Genomic DNA, 17,390 nt, shown 5'->3' on the forward strand with positions numbered 1-17,390 from the left:
AACTAAATGAAAGCTTAGCCGGACACTACGGAACTCCGCGGCGAGGATGGCCCAGCGTCAGATAGCTTTCAGGCCTCGCCGCGGCAGCTAAGAAGAAGCATTTCCGCACGCACAAAATTACAGTAACACGATGCGTATGATGACAGTGCAACACCTCATGCAACGTCCACTATGCAGACGCCGCGACGGTGGCAACGCCGGCTGCAGCGTCCACACAAGGAGCCACAGTGCCACAGTCGGGGATCACTCTTTCGAATATCGACCACAGCGTCCGGCCCCAGGACGACCTCTATCAACACGCCAATGGCGCGTGGCTCAAGAGCACTACGATTCCTGACGACAGGCCGCTCGAAGGAACGTTCACTGCGTTGCGGGATGGGGCCGAACTGGCCGTCAAGGCAATCATCGAAGAAGCCGCAGGCAAGGGTGACTCGGCTACCGGGATTGAACAAAAAGTAGGCGGCCTCTATGCAAGCTTCATGGACGAGGCGGCGGCCGAAGCCAAGGGCCTCGAGCCGGTCCGGGCGCGCCTTGACGAGGTAAGCGCAGTAGGTTCTCCCCGGGACCTTGCCGCCTTGGTGGGCCGGCTTTTCCGCTCGGATGTGTCCGGCCTTTTCTCGATCTACCCTGCGCCGGACGCCGGGAACCCCGAACGCATCCTGCTGTACATCGGGCAGGGCGGCCTGGGGTTGCCGGATGAGTCCTACTACCGGGAAGAAAAGTTTGCCGGAATTGTGGAGGCCTACAGCGGCTACATCGAAAGGTTGTTCACGTTGGCCGGCATCCCGGACGCCGCGAACGCCGCGCAACGGATCGTTTCGCTTGAAACGGCGCTGGCGTCGCATCACTGGGATAACGTAACGCTCCGTGACCCCCAGAAGACCTACAACCTCAAGACCTCGGCCGAAGCTGCCGCATTGTTCCCGCTGCTGGAAACGTGGTTCGACGCAGCGCGCGTAGACGCGGCAAAGCGCCAGGAGCTGGTTGTCAGCACACCCGACTTCTTCACGGGCGCGGCCGGCTTGCTGGAATCCGAACCCTTGCAGACGTGGAAGGAGTGGCTCACGCTTCGGGTTCTCAGCTCTGCTGCTCCATATCTGTCCTCGGAATTCGTGGCCACCAATTTCGAGTTCTACGGCACAACCCTTAGCGGGACGCCGCAGAACAAAGAACGCTGGAAGCGTGGAGTTGCTGTTGTCGAAGCTGCCTTGGGCGAGGCTGTCGGACAGATCTACGTGGAACGGCACTTCCCTCCCGGCCACAAAGCACGGATGGAGACCTTGGTAGCGAACCTCATCGAGGCCTACCGGGAAAGCATCTCCTCTTTGGAGTGGATGGGGGAAGAGACCAAGAAGGAAGCCCTCAAGAAGTTGGACGCGTTCCGCCCCAAAATTGGCTTCCCCGAGAAATGGATCGACTATTCGGCAGTGGAGATCGATCCCCAGGATCTTCTGGGCAATGTTGAACGTGCCCATGACGCCGACGTGGATCGGCATCTGGATGAGATCGGCAAGCCCGTTGACCTGACGAAGTGGCTCATGACGCCCCAGACGGTCAACGCCTACTACCACCCGATGTTGAATGAAATTGTGTTCCCGGCGGCCATTCTCCAGCCTCCGTTCTTCACGGCAGAAGCCGACGACGCCGTCAATTATGGCGGAATCGGGGCCGTGATCGGCCACGAGATCGGCCATGGCTTCGACGACCAAGGCTCGCAGTTCGATGGCAGCGGAGCATTGCGCAACTGGTGGACAGAGGACGATCGCAAGGCCTTCGAAGCACTGACCGCCAAGCTCGTCGCCCAATTCGATGCCCTGTCACCGTATGCGGCGCCTGAGCACAAGGTGAACGGCAAGCTCACCCTGGGCGAGAACATTGGCGATCTGGGCGGGCTGACCATTGCCTATAAGGCATACCTTTTGAGCCTTGACGGAAAAGAGCCGGAGGTCATTGACGGCTTCACCGGACAGCAACGATTCTTTATGTCCTGGGCTGCCGGATGGCGCCAGGTGATCCGTACAGAGGAAGCCATCCGCAGGCTGGCCACTGACCCCCACTCCCCCAACGAGTTCCGCACCAACGCTATCGCGCGGAACCTCGACGCCTTCCATGAAGCCTTCGAAGTGACTGAGGCGGACGGCATGTGGATGGATCCGCAGGAACGCGTCAGTATTTGGTAGAAACCGAAAAGCAAGGCCGGGCCAGTTACAGCTGGCCCGGCCTTGCTTTTGGCTTCGGTGTGCAGCTGCTACTGATCGATGTATAACGGGTTTACCTGCTGGCATACGGCATCGCTTGCCGTCTGGTTGACCACATTGGACGGGACGGAAGCTGCTCCGTAAGCCGTGCCGGTGGTGAAATCAGTGCCGACATAAAGCTGCACGCCGGCTACTCCCGGGGCTTCCTGGACCTGCGCGGCGGGGATGCCATAAAGCTTGGCAACGTCAGCGGCGACGTCGGCAAAGCCCGTGCCGTAGTAGAGCACCGTCTGGTCCACGGGGTTGGCCTGGTAAGACACCGCCTGGGCAAAGCCGTTGGCTGTCAGAACGGTCATCAGTTCCTGAGCCCGCGTGGCGACCCCGCTGCCATTGGCAACCGACACCGGCTGAATTGCCTTATCGTATGCAGGGGCGGCCGGCGTGGTGGTTGTCGGCTGTGGCGCAGGGCTTTCCGAGGGCGTGGGTGTTGACGTTGCGCCAGGAGTGGTGAGGTCAAGGTCGGCACGCAAAGCTGCGAAGAGCTGCGAGGCCTGGGGCTCCACCAGTTCGAGCCGGTTGGGATCAATCGCTGCGGCCTGGGTCGGCACAGCAACAAACGCCACCTTGGACACGTCGATGTCCTTCAGCCGGCCACCGATCGTCAGCAAGGACGGGACCGATGCCAGGCCCTCGTCCACGGTGAGGTTCTGGGTGACGACGTCTGCGATCTGGAGAAGCCGCTGCGGATTGCCCAAGGTACCTTCGCTCTTGAGCTTCCTGGTCAGGGATGAAAGGAACGCCTGCTGGCCCTTGATGCGGCCAAGGTCTCCGCCATCCCCGAACGCATGCCGGGTACGCAGGAAGGCCAAGGCTTGCTCGCCCTCCACCAGGGAGTCGCCCTTCGGCAGACGGAGCCTGGAATCAGGGTCCAAGACGGGATCGCTGACGCAGACGTTTACGCCACCTACGGCCTTGGAGAGCTCCTTGACGGCGTTGAAGTCGGCCATCATGAAGTGGTCCACTTCCAAGCCCGTCAGCTTATTGATGGTATCCACGGCACAGCCGATGCCGGCCTCCGCCATGGCTTCATTGATCATTACGCCGCTACGGGCAGGGAAAGTCTGGTTGTTGGTGCGGTCGGTGCACTGGGGAACATCCACCAGTAGGTCCCTGGGGAAGCTGAGGACATTGACGCGTTTGTTGTCGGCGGAAATGTCCAGCAGCATCATGACATCCGAGTGGCCATAACCGGAGGAGTCTTCAGTGGACCCGTACTCAGCGTTCTTGCCGTCACGGGTATCGGAACCGAGGATCAGGATCTGCAGGCGGTCCGTCTTGTCGTTGGCCAGGGCATCACCGGCATTACGGGTTTCCGCAGCGCTCAGCGGCGCCTTGGTGATGTTGGTCTGCAGCCGGATGAACCAAAAAGCAGCGAAGGCGACGCCGGCGACCAACGCAACGGAGACCACACCGGTGACAATCTTCAACCAGAGCGGCAGGCCCTTGCGTTCGTTCATATGGCGCGGGGTGCCATCAGCATCCTTACCATGGCGTGCCGCAACGGGACCAGCGGTGCCGGTGCCCTGCGGGCGGGCGTCACGACGTCGCACTATTCGGTTTACCTTTCCTTAAACAGCTCGATCCCCGCAATCATAGTTGCCGTTTCTGGGAAGTTCCTTATCGGGCCGGGAGCCACGCCGGATCCAGCAGTGCTGCCTAGAATCCGAGTTTGACCAATTGCTTGGGGTCGCGCTGCCAATCCTTGGCCACTTTGACATGCAAATCAAGGTAAATTCTGGTACCAAGCAGCGTCTCAATACCCTTGCGCGCATTGGTGCCGACTTCGCGCAACCGGCTTCCACCCTTGCCGATAATGATGGCTTTCTGGGAGGGGCGCTCGACGTAGAGATTAACCCGGACGTCCAGAAGCGGATTGTCCTCGGTCCGGCCTTCACGCGGAACGATTTCCTCCACCACAACTGCCAGGGAGTGCGGAAGTTCGTCCCTGACACCCTCCAGAGCGGCTTCGCGGATGAGCTCAGCGATCATGACCGCTTCGGGCTCATCAGTGAGTTCGCCATCCGGGTACAGGGGCGGGGAGGAAGGCATGTGGCTGATCAGCACGTCCGCGACAGTGGAGACCTGGAATCCATCCGCTGCCGACACCGGAACGATGTCAGCCCAGCCTTGTTCCCCCAGAACCTCCCTGCCCAACGCGGCGACAGCGAGCAACTGCTCGGTCAGCGCCTGACGGTCGACAAGGTCGGTTTTGGTCACCAAAGCGACAATCGGTTTACGTCCGACGGCGGCCAGCTGGGCCGCGATGAATTTGTCACCGGGGCCGATCTTTTCGTTCGCAGGCAAGCAGAAACCAATCGCGTCAACCTCAGCAAGAGTATCGGCAACGAGTTCGTTGAGGCGCTTTCCCAAAAGGGTGCGGGGACGGTGCAGGCCCGGGGTGTCCACGAGGATCAATTGCGCGTCATCACGGTGGACGATGCCCCGGATGGTGTGCCGGGTGGTTTGCGGCTTGGCCGAAGTAATGGCGACCTTCTGGCCAACCAAGGCATTGGTCAGTGTCGACTTGCCCGCGTTGGGCCGGCCCACGAGAACCGAGAACCCCGCGTGGAAGCCGCCGAAGTCGCTCTCGGCATCGAATTTCTTATTTTGCTTGCTCACGTGGAACTCCCTGTTGCGTTGAGTCGGCGTCGTCGAGAAGGTCTTCAAGGTCAGTGTCTTCCTTTGGCATGGCGGCCGCAATGATGTGGCTGACCCGGTTTCGGCGACCCTCCAGCCTATCTGCCTTGAGGAATACCCCGTTCACCTCCACCGAGCTTCCGACAATGGGAACCTGGCCCAGTGCCTTCGCGAGGAGGCCACCCACGGTGTCCACTTCGTCGTCGTCGAGGTCGATGTCGAACAGTTCGCCGAGGTCATCGATACTCATGCGGGCACTGACGCGGTATTGTCCGTCACCCAAGTCGACGGCTTCCTCTGCGGCGGCGTCGTATTCGTCAACGATTTCCCCGACAATTTCCTCGATGAGGTCTTCCAGCGTGACCAGGCCGGCCGTTCCGCCATACTCGTCGATGACGATGGCCACGTGGGTTGACTCCTTTTGGAGTTCCCTCAGCAGATCGCTCACCGGTTTGGACTCGGGAACGTACCGGACATCGCGGGCGAGCGAATCGACGTCGTGCGCCTGCAATCCCGGTTCGCCGCGATGCATGGCCGCCGCAACATCCTTGAGGTAGAGAATGCCGCGGATCTGGTCCGTGTTTTCACCGATGACGGGAATTCGCGAATAACCCGACCGCAGGAACAAGCCCATGGCGGTTTCGAGGTCGGCGCCCGTGCCGATGGTGACGATGTCGGTGCGGGGAACCATGACCGAACGCACCAGGGTGTCGCCGAAGTCGAAGACCGAGTGGATGAGCTCGGCCTCATTGTCTTCGATCATGTCCGATTCGGCGGCGCGGTCCACAAACTCACGGAACTCTTCCTCGCTGACGAAAGCATCATCACCGCTGGGCGCGCCCGGGGCAACGGCTTGGCCAAGGGCCACCAGCCAGCCCGGAATCGGACCGAGAATCCAGCAGAGGAACCTGATCAGCGGGGCGGTGAAGCGAACCACCGGTCCGGAGTGCGCACGCCCCAATTGGCGGGGCGAAACCCCCACGAGCACAAAGCCGATCACGGCCATGATGCCTGTTGCGGCCAGCCCCGCGAGCCAAACGTTGTCCAGCAGGCTGTGAAGGACCACGGCAACAGCCACCGCTGCGGCCATTTCGAACCACACCCGCCAGAACCGAAGGGCGCGCATGTGGGCGATGGGGTTCTCAAGGATGCCCGCCAGGGCCTTGCCCTTGCTGCGGCCAATGGATTGTTCCGCCTCATGCCGCGGCAGGAAGTTGAACGCAGCCTCGGCTGCTGTCAGCAGGGCAACAAAACTGAGGAAAACCAGCGCCATACCGACCAAAATGATCGAGGTCACTGCATGGTCTCCATGGGGGCATCCTTGCCCAGGAATTCAGACAGCAGTTCCCGCTGCAGGCCAAACATCTCTTCTTTTTCATCGGGTTCTGCGTGGTCGAAGCCCAACAGGTGCAGGATTCCATGCGTCGTCAGCAACAGCATTTCATCCTGGGTAGGGTGACCGGCGTTGCGTGCCTGCACTTCAGCCACCTGGGGGCAGATGGCGATGTCGCCGAGCATCCCCTGGGGAGTCGGCTTGTCCGGGGTCCCGGGCGTCAGCTCGTCCATGGGAACGGACAACACGTCCGTTGCCCCGGGTTCGTCCATCAGCTCTATGTGCAGCTTCTCCATGGCGGGCTCGTCAACCAGCAGGATCGACAACTCCGCCTGTGGGTGGATGTACAGGCGCTCAAAGATGAAGCGGGACAACGTCACCAGCTGCGCTTCATCCACTGCTACGCCGGACTCGTTGTTGACTTCAATGCTCATTTACGTTCTCCACGTTTATGGGTGTTTGCGGCCTCGGGGCGGTGGGCGTCATCCCAGGCGCTGTAGGCGGAGACGATGTCGGCAACCAGACGGTGCCGCACGACGTCGGCTGCCTCCAGGATCGAGAAGTTGACGTCGTCAATCCCGGTGAGGATCTCGCGGACAATCCGCAGCCCGGACGTTGAGCCGAAAGGCAGGTCGATCTGTGTAACGTCGCCTGTGACCACCATCTTGGAACCGAACCCGAGGCGCGTCAGAAACATCTTCATCTGTTCAGGAGTGGTGTTCTGGGCTTCATCGAGAATGATGAAGGCGTCGTTGAGGGTTCGTCCACGCATGTAAGCCAAGGGCGCCACTTCAATGGTCCCCGCAGCCATCAGGCGCGGTATGGACTCCGGATCCATCATGTCGTGCAGCGCATCATAAAGGGGACGCAGGTAGGGGTCGATCTTGTCGCTAAGGGTTCCGGGAAGGAATCCCAATCGCTCCCCGGCCTCGACAGCCGGCCGGGTCAGGATGATGCGGCTGACTTCCTTCATCTGAAGGGCCTGCACAGCCTTGGCCATGGCCAGGTAGGTCTTGCCTGTGCCAGCTGGCCCAATCCCGAAGATCACCGTGTTGTCGTCAATGGCATCGACGTAGTTCTTCTGGTTCAGCGTTTTGGGCCTGATGGTCTTGCCCCGGCTGGACAAGATGTTGTGTGTCAGGACATCGGCAGGATTCTGCACTGACTGGGTCCTCAGAAGGGACACAAGCTGCTGCAGCACGTCCGGCGTCACCAACGTGCCCTTGGCCACCAGCCCGCGGACTTCCTCCAGGAGGCGCATGATGCGGGGAATGACCGTAGAGGGCCCGGTCATTGAGAGCTCGTTGCCCCGGACGTGGAAGTTGACGTCCTGGAACTGTTCCTCGATATACCGCAAGGCTTCGTCATGGCTGCCCAGCGAGTGAACCATCTGGTCGGAGTTATCGAACGTGACAACTTCCGTGCGCGTGCCCGGTAATGTGTGCGGGAACTCGGTGGGCGGCTGGTTCCCGTTTCCGGTCCTGAGCCGTCCGTTCAAAGATTCACTCATAGTGCTGGCCGTACGGCCTGTTCTCCTCCGGTTGATCGTATGACGCAATCCTACGCCAGGGCGGACCAGGATGAACCTCAACATGGGCCGGAACACACTCCACCGCGGCGGCCCGACATTTAGTCTCAACTCGGCATCAAGCCGGTATCAATCATGTTTCAGTTGGTCCCGGTCCGCACAAACCCGGCCAGACGCCGTCGTCGATGTGCCAAGCTGGCATAGCGGGTGGCGACAGCCCCCGCGACCTGACCTCAGCGACCCCACCCCAACAGGGGCTGCATTCTGCACCGTAAGACAGGAACCGCCATCACCAAGCCAGCGAACAACGGCACTGGCGCACGCAAGCGGACCAGGTCCGCTATCGCTGCGCCGGCGATGCTTGCTGTCCTGCTGCTGACCGGTTGCATCGCCAATGGTGGTGGGGGCAGCCAGGTGACAACGAGTTCGCCACCGATGTCCGTCCAGGACGCCCCCGCGAGCAATGCACCCCTGGAAACAACCCAGGCTTCCACCAAGATCCCGGTCTATTGGATCGGGCGCAGCAAGGACGAGGTCTACCTCTACCGTGAATTCCGGGACATCTCCGGCGACGGCAACCCTGTGACGACGGCTCTGAAGATCATGATGGCGGAAAAGCCGCTGGACCATGATTTCTTCACGCCGTGGCAGGAACCGGGAAGTTTGGCCACCTCCATCTCGGGGAAAAACGTGATCACCGTTGATGTTTCGCGGGACGCCTTCAACTCGAACCTTGACGCCGGAATGGCGCAGCGTGCCATCCAGCAATTGGTGTACACCGCCACGGCGGCAGCCTCGTCCTCCGGGCTCATCAACTCCGGCCAGCAGATCCAGGTCGTCATCCTGGTGGACGGCCATAAGGACTACATGGCCTTCGGGCAGGTAAAACTCGGCGAACCCATGACGCGCGACGCCTCCCTGGTGGCGCCACTGTGGATCATCGATCCCCAGGAGGACGTATCGCTGCCTCCCGGCTTGATCAAGTTCAATGGCCGGATCACCGACAACTCGCGCCCCATCAATTGGCAAATCCTCCAGGACAACGGCAAAGGCGAGAAATCGAGCCTGCTGACAGGACAGACCAAGGCAACGGGTGAACCCGGTCAGTATGGACTTTTCAGCTTCGGCGCGACCCTGAAGCCAGGCAAGTACGAATTGCGCGTGTCCGAGGTTGATGATGCCGGCAAGGCCATCGAATCGAGCACCGACACCCGTTTGTTCAGCGTGGCTTAGGCCGGTTACCAACGTCCAAGGACGTCGCTGGCCAGGACGACGGCGGCAGGTCCCGCCGTCGACGACCGCAGGACATGGTGACCCAAGAGAGCCGTGACCGCACCCGCGTCACTGAGCCGCGTTACTTCCCGCGGCGAGATTCCGCCCTCCGGGCCGACGATCAAAAGAACCTCGCTGGGCGAAGCACCATCAACTTCCCACTTCTCCAGCACTTCCCGCAATGGGTTCTTGGCGTCCTCATGAAGAATGATGGCCAGGTCTGCATCCGCGACGGCTTTCCCCAACCCATTGGAGTCGACGATGCCGCGGACCGCGGGTATCCAGGCGCGCCGTGCCTGCTTGGCTGCCGCGGTGACAACGGACTGCCATTTCGCATGCGCCTTCGCTGCCCGGTCCGCCTTCCAGCGCACGATGGAGCGCTCTGACTGCCAGGGAATAACGGCGTCGATTCCGAGCTCCGTCGCCGTTTCGATGGCCAGTTCGTCCCGGTCGCCCTTCGCCAACGCCTGGACCAGCACTAAGCGGACCTGCGGCTGTTCCTCGACCACGACTTCTGAGGCCTCGACCGTCAGGGTGCCGGATTCGACGTCGGCTACCGTTCCTGTCAGCCGAACGCCGGCGCCGTCGGCGATATCCACGGATTCACCGACGGCGAGGCGTTTTACCGTCACAGCGTGCCGCGCCTCCGGTCCCTCAAGGACGAACAGGGAACCGGGACCAACGTGGCTGAGGCTGCCTGCCGGCGTGAAGAAAACGGGGTTGCTCACCGCTACAGGTTACCGAGCTTGTCGCGGAGCTTGGCGAACATGCCGCCGCTGGCCACCAGTTTGCCTTCAGTGAATTGCTCACCCCGCAGCTTGGCGAGCTGTTGCAGAAGCTCTTCCTGGGCGTGGTCCAGCTTGGTGGGAGTCTCCACCTGGAGGTGTACCTTGAGGTCGCCGCGTCCGTACCCGCGCAGGTGCGTCACACCCAGACCGCGAAGCGTGATGACTTCACCGGACTGCGTGCCTGCCTTCACTTCGATGTCCTGGGAGCCGTCGAAGGTATCAAGCTGGACATCGGTTCCCAGCGCCGCCGCAGTCATGGGCACGCTCAGGGTTGCGTGCAGGTCATCGCCTTCGCGTACGAACATGGAATCGTTGTTGACGCGGATCTCCACGTACAGGTCACCGGCAGGACCACCTGCCGGACCTGCCTCCCCCTGGCCGGACAGCTGGATGCGGGTGCCGGTGGCGACGCCCGCGGGAACCTTGATGGTGAGCGAACGGCGGCTCCTGATGCGGCCCTGTCCGCTGCACTCGTTGCAGGGGTCCTTGATGACGGTGCCGAAACCTTCGCAGGAACCACAAGGGGCGGTGGTCATGACCTGTCCAAGGATGGAGCGGACTGCGCGCTGGACCTGTCCGCTGCCACCACAAATATCACAGCGCTCAGGGTGGGTGCCGGGACGGCAGCAGCTGCCGTCACAGGTCGGGCAGACCACGGCCGTGTCCACCTCAAGCTTCTTGTTGACGCCGAACACGGCATCCTTGAGGTCGATCCGGACGCTGATGAGGGCGTCCTGTCCACGCCGGACGCGGGAGGCAGGCCCACCATGGCCACCCCCGCCGCCAAAGAATGTGTCGAAAATGTCCTGGAAGGCGAAGCCTTGGCCGGCGTAACCGCCACCGAAGCCGTTGTCGGTGCCGTTTTCATTGCCTGTGGCATCGTAAACACGGCGTTTTTGGGGATCTGACAATACTTCGTATGCGTGCGTCACGGCCTTGAATTGCTCCGCGACGTCCTCTCCGGGGTTTACGTCCGGGTGGAGTTTCCGCGCCAGCTTGCGGTACGCCTTTTTGATCTCTTCCCCGGTGGCTTCCGGCGAGACTCCCAAAACGTCATAGTGGCTGCTCAAAGTCGGTATCTCTTCCTGGTTGTACTACGGATGTTTTCTCAGGCCGGTGTTCAGCCGCCGAGAATGCGGGAAAGGTAGCGGGCCACAGCGCGAACTGCCGCCATAGTGGTGGGATAGTCCATGCGGGTCGGTCCAAGGATTCCCACCTTGGCACCTGAGCCGTAGCCTGTGGCCACCACTGATGCCTCGGCCAGGCCGTCATATGGATTCTCCCGGCCAATACTGACCGTGACGCCCCGGGGATCGTCCCCCATGTCCGACAACAACCGGAGCATGACAACTTGTTCCTCAAGGGCCTCGAGCACGGGCCCGATGCTCAACGGGAAGTCCACGTTTGAACGCGCGAGGTTGGCCGTACCGGCCATGAGGATGCGCTCTTCGCGACTGGTGTCACTTAATGATTCCAAGCCGTTGGCCAGCTTTTGTGCCAGGCCGCGAAGCTCCGGCGGGCAGAGGGCCACCACGGACGGAAGCACCTGCGGCAGAAGGGCCAACTGCGTGCCGGCAATGCTGCCCAGGAAACGCGACCGCAAGAGCATCAAGGCCTCGTTGCCCACGTCGGAGCCGGCATCGATGACTTTCTGCACGACACTCCCCGTGTCCGCGATAAGGACCACAAGAACCTGCTTGGGAGCCAGCAGGACAAATTCTGCGTGGCGGACCAAGGCACGGTTCGAGTGTGGGTACTGCACGACGGCGACCTGGTTGGTCAGCTGGGACAGGAGCCTGACGGTGCGCTCAAGAATGTCATCGACATCGTCCGGGCCCTCCAGCAACGAATGGATGGCCCGACGCTCGGCGGCGGACAGAGGCTTGACCTGGGAGATCCTGTCGACGAACAGGCGATAGCCCTTGTCCGTGGGAATCCGGCCCGCACTGGTATGCGGGGCGGCAATGAGTCCCTCCTCTTCCAGGACAGCCATGTCATTGCGGATGGTGGCACTGGAGACTCCGAGGTGATGCCTCTCAACAAGGGCCTTCGATCCCACGGGCTCCCGGGAATGCACGTAATCCTCAACGATGGCACGCAGCACTTCCAACTTGCGTGGCTCACTCATTGCTCCACCTCCTGACGACTGCCATGGTCCAAGGGACCGGTCACCGCGGGACCTCGAGGGATCACCGCACTTAGCACTCAACATGCCCAAGTGCTAACAAGTCTAGTATGAGCTACCGCGTTGCTAGCATTGAATCTGTCCGCGGACTGCGTACAGGGCAGCGCCAAAATACCGGTTAATGAATGCTGACCCTGTCCCTTCACACATCACCACAGAGGTAGGAATTCCTTGGCTTTCGATAATTGGGGCCCGCAGGATCTGACGGCTCCGGCCAAACGCCAGCTCCCTGAGGTTCCCGTTCAACGGGGAATGGTCCTCGAAGACGTCCAGTCGGGCTGGGTGGGCGAAGTGACGAGGGTTGAGAAGACAGGTGGCATGCACATCGTGTCACTCGAGGACAGGCGCGGAAAGACGAAATCGTTCCAGCTTGGGTACGGGTTCCTCCTCGAAGGACAGGCGATCCGGTTGATGCCTCCGGCCCCCAGACAGCCAGCTTCAGCAGTCCCGGCCGGGCGGACGGCTTCGGGCTCGGTGAAGGTCCAGGGCCAACGTGCCCAGGTCGCCAAGGCGAGCCGCATCTGGGTCGAAGGCAAACACGACGCCGAACTCGTAGAGAAGGTTTGGGGTGATGACCTTCGCGTTGAGGGCATCGTGGTGGAACCCCTCCATGGGGTGGATGACCTCAAATCCGCCATCGTCGACTTCCGCCCAGGCCCCGGCCGCCGCTTGGGCATACTCGTGGATCACCTGGTGCAAGGCTCCAAGGAATCCCGTATCGCAGCCGATGCCATGACAGTCCCTGGCGCTCCAGGCAACGTCCTGATTGTCGGCCACCCATACGTTGATGTTTGGCAGGCAATCCGGCCCAAGGTCCTGGGCATTGAGCAGTGGCCCGCAGTAGCCCGCGGTACGGACTGGAAAACCGGGATCCTCAGAGCCTTCGGTTGGCCCCACGAAACAGCCGAGGACATAGGCTTGGGCTGGCAACGGCTAATTGGTGCCGTGCGCAGCTACTCGGACCTCGAAGCCTCGTTGCTGGGCCGTGTGGAAGAAGTCATAGACTTCCTGACGGTTCCGTAGGGTTGCCGGCCCGGCACTGCAGGATCTCGTGTGTTTCCGGGGCGTTGGTCCCGGGAAGGACGCTCGGGCCGGTATTCTTGGACAGCAACACCGCAGCATCTTTAAAGCATTTAAAGCAAAGGGAAGACACCGTGGCAGATAACGCTCCTGAAGAACCGGGCAGCGCCGCAGGCCGGCCCCAGTACCATGGCGCCCCTGCCAACGCACTCCCGCTGACAGCCAGTGAGGACAGGCAGTGGGCCACATTGGCGCACTTCGGCGGCATCCTGGGATGCTTGCCGGCACTCTTGATCTACTTGATCTTCCGTGACCGGGGACCATTTACAGCGCAGGAATCAAAGGAAGCGCTGAACTTCACGCTTCCTCCCACCATCGCCGCCGTGCTGGCCAACATCCTTGTCCTGTTGCCAGTTGTAGGAAACATTTTTGCAGTGATCGCCACTGGCATCTGGGTTGCGCTGACGTGCTTCTCGGTCTCGGCGGGCATCCGCGTCAACCACGGCCAGCCGCACCGCTACAAGTTCAACCTGCGCTGGATCAAGTAACGCAGGTTCAGTCCGGCAGGATCCTGCGGACTACGGCATCAGCGAGCAGGCGACCCTTCAGCGTAAGAACCAGACGTCCCTTGAACGCCTGAACCGGATCAACCAGTCCATCTGCAATAAGGCCCGCCATCGCGTGGCGGCCAACCTTGTCCAGGGCATCCACGTCAAGGCCTGTGCCCAGCCGCGCCTCCAGCATGATCCTCTCGACTTCACGGGTGCCGGCGTCGAGGGTTTCACGCCCCGCCGCAGGCGAGGCTCCGGTTCCCAGCCGCGATGCGTAGGCCGTGGGGTGTTTTACGTTCCACCAGCGAACGCCACCAACATGTGAGTGTGCACCGGGGCCAATCCCCCACCAGTCATCCCCGCGCCAGTAAGCCAGATTATGGCGGCATGCTTGTTCCGGAGTCCTGGACCAGTTGCTGACCTCGTACCAGTTCAGGCCCGCCGCTGAGATCATCTTGTCCGCCAGTTCGTACTTGGCGGCGTGATCGTCGTCGTCGATTCCCGGCACCTGTCCGCGCCTGATCTGTGCAGCGAGCTTGGTGCCCTCCTCCACGATCAGCGCATAGGCGCTGATGTGGTCCGGTCCGTAGGACAGGGCCGTTTGGAGTGAGAACTCCCAGTCCTCCATGGACTCCCCGGGCGTACCGTAGATGAGGTCCAGGCTGACGGCCAGACCGGCCTCGCGCGCCCATTGCACAACCAGGGGTACCCGGCTGGGTGTGTGCGTCCGGTCAAGGACCTTCAACACGTGTGGAACAGCGGACTGCATACCGAACGACACACGGGTAAAGCCTGCGTCCGCAAGCAGTTGCAGAGACTCCGGCGTCACGGAGTCCGGATTCGCCTCGGTTGTCACCTCGGCGCCAGGCTCAAGGCCCCATTGCCCGACGGCGGCGCGCAGGATCTGCGCCAAGTCCTCCGCCGGCAGGAGGGTAGGTGTGCCACCCCCGAAGAACACTGTGCTGAGGGGGCGCGGCGGCAGGCCGGAAGCCTCAAGGGCGTTGGCCGCGAAACCCAGCTCTGAAACGGCTGTGGACGCATAAGCATCCTGCGACGCTCCCCCGCCAAGCTCCGTCGCGGTGTAGGTGTTGAAATCGCAGTACCCGCACCGAACGGCACAGAACGGAATGTGCACGTAGAGCGCGAATTTACGCTGCTCGACGCCGTCCAGCACCTGCGGAGGCAAGATGCCATCCGCAGGTGCCGGATCGCCCAAAGGTAGGACGCTTGGCATTTACTTCTTGGCCTTGTCCTTGGATTCATCAGTGGTGAGCGCGGCGATGAAGGCTTCCTGGGGGACCTCAACGCGGCCCACCATCTTCATGCGCTTCTTGCCCTCTTTTTGCTTCTCGAGCAGCTTGCGCTTACGGGTGATGTCACCGCCGTAGCACTTGGCCAGAACGTCCTTGCGGATAGCGCGGATGCTCTCGCGGGCGATAATGCGCGATCCGATGGCTGCCTGGATGGGAACTTCGAACTGCTGCCGCGGAATAAGCTCACGGAGCTTGCCGGTCATCATGACGCCGTAGGCATAAGCTTTGTCGCGGTGCGTGATGGCGCTGAAGGCATCCACCTGTTCGCCCTGGAGCAGGATGTCCACCTTGACGAGGTCGGCAACCTGCTCGCCGTCGGCCTTCCAGTCCAGCGAAGCGTAACCGCGGGTCTTGGACTTCAGGAGATCGAAGAAGTCGAACACGATTTCCGCCAGCGGGATCCAGTACCGGAGCTCAACGCGGTCCTCGGACAGGTAGTCCATGCCCTTCATCTGCCCGCGGCGGCTCTGGCACAGTTCCATGATGGCGCCGACGAACTCGTTGGGCGCGAGAACGGTCGCGGAAACCATCGGCTCACGGACCTCGGAGATCTTGCCTGTGGGGTACTCGCTGGGGTTGGTAACGTGGACAACCCTCTTGTCCTCCAGCGTGACCTCGTACTCCACGTTGGGAGCAGTGGAGATGAGGTCCAGGTTGTACTCCCGCTCCAAGCGCTCACGCGTGATTTCCAGGTGCAGAAGCCCCAGGAAGCCCACACGGAAGCCGAAGCCCAGCGCTGCGGAGGTCTCAGGCTCGTACACCAGGGCGGCGTCGTTGAGCATGAGCTTTTCCAGGGCATCGCGAAGTACGGGGTAGTCGGTGCCGTCCAGGGGGTACAGGCCGGAGAAGACCATCGGCTTGGCATCGGCGTAGCCACTGAGGGATTCCGACGCCGGTTTTGCCAGGTTGGTGACGGTGTCGCCCACCTTGGACTGCCGGACGTCCTTGACGCCCGTAATCAGGTAACCCACCTCGCCGACGCCCAAACCCTTCGACGGCGTGGGTTCCGGAGAACTCACCCCGATTTCCAGGAGTTCGTGCGTTGCGCGGGTAGACATCATCTGGATGCGCTCACGGGGATGGAGCTTGCCATCGACCACCCGGACGTAGGTGACCACGCCACGGTAGGTGTCATACACGGAGTCGAAAATCATTGCACGAGCGGGAGCATCGGGATCGCCAACGGGTGCGGGCAGGTCGCGGACGATCTTGTCCAGGAGCGATTCGACACCCACGCCGGTCTTGCCGGAAACCTTCAGAACGTCCTCCGGGTCCCCGCCGATGAGGTTGGCAAGCTCGGCCGCGTACTTCTCGGGTTGGGCCGCAGGCAGGTCAATCTTGTTCAGGACAGGAATGATGGTCAGGTTGTTTTCCATCGCCAAGTACAGGTTGGCCAAGGTTTGCGCCTCGATGCCCTGCGCGGCGTCCACCAACAGAATCGCGCCCTCACAGGCGGCCAGGGATCGGGAAACCTCATAGGTGAAGTCAACGTGGCCCGGAGTGTCGATCATGTTCAAGGCGTAGCTGGTGCCATCAAGTTCCCAAGGCATGCGAACGGCCTGGGATTTGATGGTGATTCCGCGCTCACGCTCAATGTCCATGCGGTCCAGATACTGGGCCTTCATGTCGCGTTGCTGAACGACGCCGGTGAACTGCAGCATGCGGTCGGCCAAGGTGGACTTACCGTGGTCAATATGGGCAATGATGCAGAAGTTCCGGATGATGGCCGGATCTGTTGCGGCGGGCACCGGTGCGGTGCGGGCCATGGGAGACACGCAGGATCCTTACTGTCGACACTCACACGGCAAATCCCGGAACTGGGCACAAGCCAGCCCGAACACGCCGCGCATCTGATCCTCTAGTCTCCCACGAACCTGCCCTTCGCCGTACATTGCGCCTGCTATTGCCGGCCGGCGTCCGATGTAGCGTGTTCACATGGCTTTCGACTTGCGCCCCCTGGGCAAATTCCTGCTGCGCTCACTTAAAGCATTGGGAGGGCGCAGCTCCAATGACGTCCGTCCTGCAGCGCCGCCAAAACCACGCAACCGGCGCGCCGCCGTCGAACCATCAGCGGACTCCTACCCTGGCGATTTCCGCGGAGCCATCAAGCCCAGCTACTCACCCACCCCGGATGGCAAGCCGGATCCTGGCGAAATAGTGTGGGGGTGGGTTCCCTATGAAGAGGACCACTCACAGGGCAAAGACCGCCCCGTACTTCTCATCGGGCGTGATGGACACTGGCTGCTGGGACTGATGCTCACCTCGAAGGACCACGACAACGGCACTCGTGCGGACGATTACATGGACATCGGGGCCGGAGCGTGGGACCGCCAAGGACGACCAAGCGAGGTCAACCTGAAGCGCATCATCAGGCTGGACCCTGGGGCCATCCGCCGCGAAGGAGCCGTCCTGGGCAAACGGCAATTCCAGGAAGTGTCCCGGGGCCTCCAGGCCCAGCAAGGCCGGCACTGAGCCACCTGTCTGCGTTACCCCCGAATTTCTGCT

General features: G+C 61.7%; 15 protein-coding genes. 5 read left to right on the forward strand and 10 right to left on the reverse strand.

From position 1 onward, the window contains the following. Positions 1-227: 227 nt before the first annotated feature. Positions 228-2,180, forward strand: coding sequence for a M13-type metalloendopeptidase (locus AB0N72_RS02980; RefSeq protein ID WP_363931855.1), 1,953 nt, complete (start codon positions 228-230; stop codon positions 2,178-2,180). Positions 2,181-2,248: 68 nt separating this feature from the next. Here the strand turns inward: AB0N72_RS02980 and AB0N72_RS02985 are convergent, their stop codons facing one another. From AB0N72_RS02985 to AB0N72_RS03005, 5 genes are all read right to left on the reverse strand, one after another. Continuing rightward, positions 2,249-3,715 (reverse strand): LCP family protein, encoded by a 1,467-nt coding sequence (locus AB0N72_RS02985; RefSeq protein ID WP_363931854.1) that lies wholly within the window; start codon positions 3,713-3,715, stop codon positions 2,249-2,251. Between the two features lie 199 nt (positions 3,716-3,914). Then, positions 3,915-4,877: a GTPase Era gene (gene era / locus AB0N72_RS02990; RefSeq protein ID WP_363931853.1), complete on the reverse strand. Its 963-nt coding sequence runs from the start codon at positions 4,875-4,877 to the stop codon at positions 3,915-3,917. After that, on the reverse strand, positions 4,861-6,192 hold the full coding sequence (locus AB0N72_RS02995) for a hemolysin family protein (protein WP_363931852.1): 1,332 nt from the start codon (positions 6,190-6,192) through the stop codon (positions 4,861-4,863). The genes era and AB0N72_RS02995 overlap by 17 nt, the downstream gene beginning before the upstream one ends. Next, positions 6,189-6,662, reverse strand: a complete 474-nt coding sequence (gene ybeY / locus AB0N72_RS03000) for an rRNA maturation RNase YbeY (RefSeq protein WP_018777700.1) — start codon at positions 6,660-6,662, stop codon at positions 6,189-6,191. Before ybeY ends, AB0N72_RS02995 begins: the two co-directional genes overlap by 4 nt. Further along, positions 6,659-7,738 carry a PhoH family protein gene (locus AB0N72_RS03005; protein WP_363931850.1) on the reverse strand — a complete coding sequence of 360 codons (1,080 nt, stop codon included), beginning with the start codon at positions 7,736-7,738 and terminating at the stop codon, positions 6,659-6,661. The genes ybeY and AB0N72_RS03005 overlap by 4 nt, the downstream gene beginning before the upstream one ends. A gap of 453 nt (positions 7,739-8,191) precedes the next feature. Here AB0N72_RS03005 and AB0N72_RS03010 point away from each other — a divergent pair, with 453 nt between their 5' ends. Next, positions 8,192-8,989: a GerMN domain-containing protein gene (locus tag AB0N72_RS03010; RefSeq protein ID WP_363931849.1), complete on the forward strand. Its 798-nt coding sequence runs from the start codon at positions 8,192-8,194 to the stop codon at positions 8,987-8,989. A gap of 5 nt (positions 8,990-8,994) precedes the next feature. Here AB0N72_RS03010 and AB0N72_RS03015 read toward each other — a convergent pair whose 3' ends face one another. Genes AB0N72_RS03015 through hrcA form a run of 3 tightly spaced genes read right to left on the reverse strand, consistent with a single transcriptional unit; the run spans position 8,995 to position 11,944 of the window. Further along, positions 8,995-9,756, reverse strand: coding sequence for a 16S rRNA (uracil(1498)-N(3))-methyltransferase (locus AB0N72_RS03015; RefSeq protein WP_363931848.1), 762 nt, complete (start codon positions 9,754-9,756; stop codon positions 8,995-8,997). Between the two features lie 2 nt (positions 9,757-9,758). Further along, positions 9,759-10,886, reverse strand: a complete 1,128-nt coding sequence (dnaJ, locus tag AB0N72_RS03020) for a molecular chaperone DnaJ (protein ID WP_363931846.1) — start codon at positions 10,884-10,886, stop codon at positions 9,759-9,761. 50 nt (positions 10,887-10,936) lie between these two features. Beyond that, positions 10,937-11,944: a heat-inducible transcriptional repressor HrcA gene (hrcA, locus tag AB0N72_RS03025; protein ID WP_363931845.1), complete on the reverse strand. Its 1,008-nt coding sequence runs from the start codon at positions 11,942-11,944 to the stop codon at positions 10,937-10,939. 228 nt (positions 11,945-12,172) lie between these two features. On the opposite strand from hrcA, the gene AB0N72_RS03030 reads away from it, so the two are divergent. Together AB0N72_RS03030 and AB0N72_RS03035 are read left to right on the forward strand one after the other, a co-directional pair. Continuing rightward, entirely contained in the window at positions 12,173-13,024 is an 852-nt protein-coding gene (locus tag AB0N72_RS03030; protein WP_363931844.1) for a DUF3097 domain-containing protein, read from the forward strand. A gap of 131 nt (positions 13,025-13,155) precedes the next feature. Continuing rightward, positions 13,156-13,569, forward strand: a complete 414-nt coding sequence (locus tag AB0N72_RS03035) for a DUF4870 domain-containing protein (protein ID WP_363931843.1) — start codon at positions 13,156-13,158, stop codon at positions 13,567-13,569. Positions 13,570-13,576: 7 nt separating this feature from the next. Here the strand turns inward: AB0N72_RS03035 and hemW are convergent, their stop codons facing one another. Both hemW and lepA read right to left on the reverse strand, forming a co-directional pair. Continuing rightward, the gene (gene hemW / locus AB0N72_RS03040) at positions 13,577-14,806 is read right to left on the reverse strand and encodes a radical SAM family heme chaperone HemW (protein ID WP_363931842.1); all 1,230 of its coding nucleotides are present in this window, start codon (positions 14,804-14,806) and stop codon (positions 13,577-13,579) included. Further along, the gene (gene lepA / locus AB0N72_RS03045; RefSeq protein WP_363931841.1) at positions 14,807-16,660 is read right to left on the reverse strand and encodes a translation elongation factor 4; all 1,854 of its coding nucleotides are present in this window, start codon (positions 16,658-16,660) and stop codon (positions 14,807-14,809) included. It abuts the gene before it with no gap. A 160-nt stretch (positions 16,661-16,820) separates the two neighbouring features. Between lepA and AB0N72_RS03050 the strand changes: the two genes are divergently transcribed. Then, a complete protein-coding gene (locus AB0N72_RS03050; RefSeq protein ID WP_363931840.1) occupies positions 16,821-17,357 on the forward strand; it encodes a type II toxin-antitoxin system PemK/MazF family toxin in 537 nt (178 codons plus the stop codon). Positions 17,358-17,390: the final 33 nt, after the last annotated feature.

Source organism: Paenarthrobacter sp. NPDC089307, assembly GCF_040685055.1.
GTDB lineage: Bacteria > Actinomycetota > Actinomycetes > Actinomycetales > Micrococcaceae > Arthrobacter.

Bases quoted from the DNA above. Each gene is read 5' to 3' on its own strand.
- AB0N72_RS03050 (WP_363931840.1), top strand. From the start codon at position 16,821: ATGGCTTTCGACTTGCGCCCCCTGGGCAAATTCCTGCTGCGCTCACTT.
- hrcA (WP_363931845.1), bottom strand. From the start codon at position 11,944: ATGAGTGAGCCACGCAAGTTGGAAGTGCTGCGTGCCATCGTTGAGGAT.
- AB0N72_RS02985 (WP_363931854.1), bottom strand. From the start codon at position 3,715: ATGAACGAACGCAAGGGCCTGCCGCTCTGGTTGAAGATTGTCACCGGT.
- AB0N72_RS03005 (WP_363931850.1), bottom strand. From the start codon at position 7,738: ATGAGTGAATCTTTGAACGGACGGCTCAGGACCGGAAACGGGAACCAG.
- hemW (WP_363931842.1), bottom strand. From the start codon at position 14,806: ATGCCAAGCGTCCTACCTTTGGGCGATCCGGCACCTGCGGATGGCATC.
- ybeY (WP_018777700.1), bottom strand. From the start codon at position 6,662: ATGAGCATTGAAGTCAACAACGAGTCCGGCGTAGCAGTGGATGAAGCG.
- AB0N72_RS03010 (WP_363931849.1), top strand. From the start codon at position 8,192: ATGTCCGTCCAGGACGCCCCCGCGAGCAATGCACCCCTGGAAACAACC.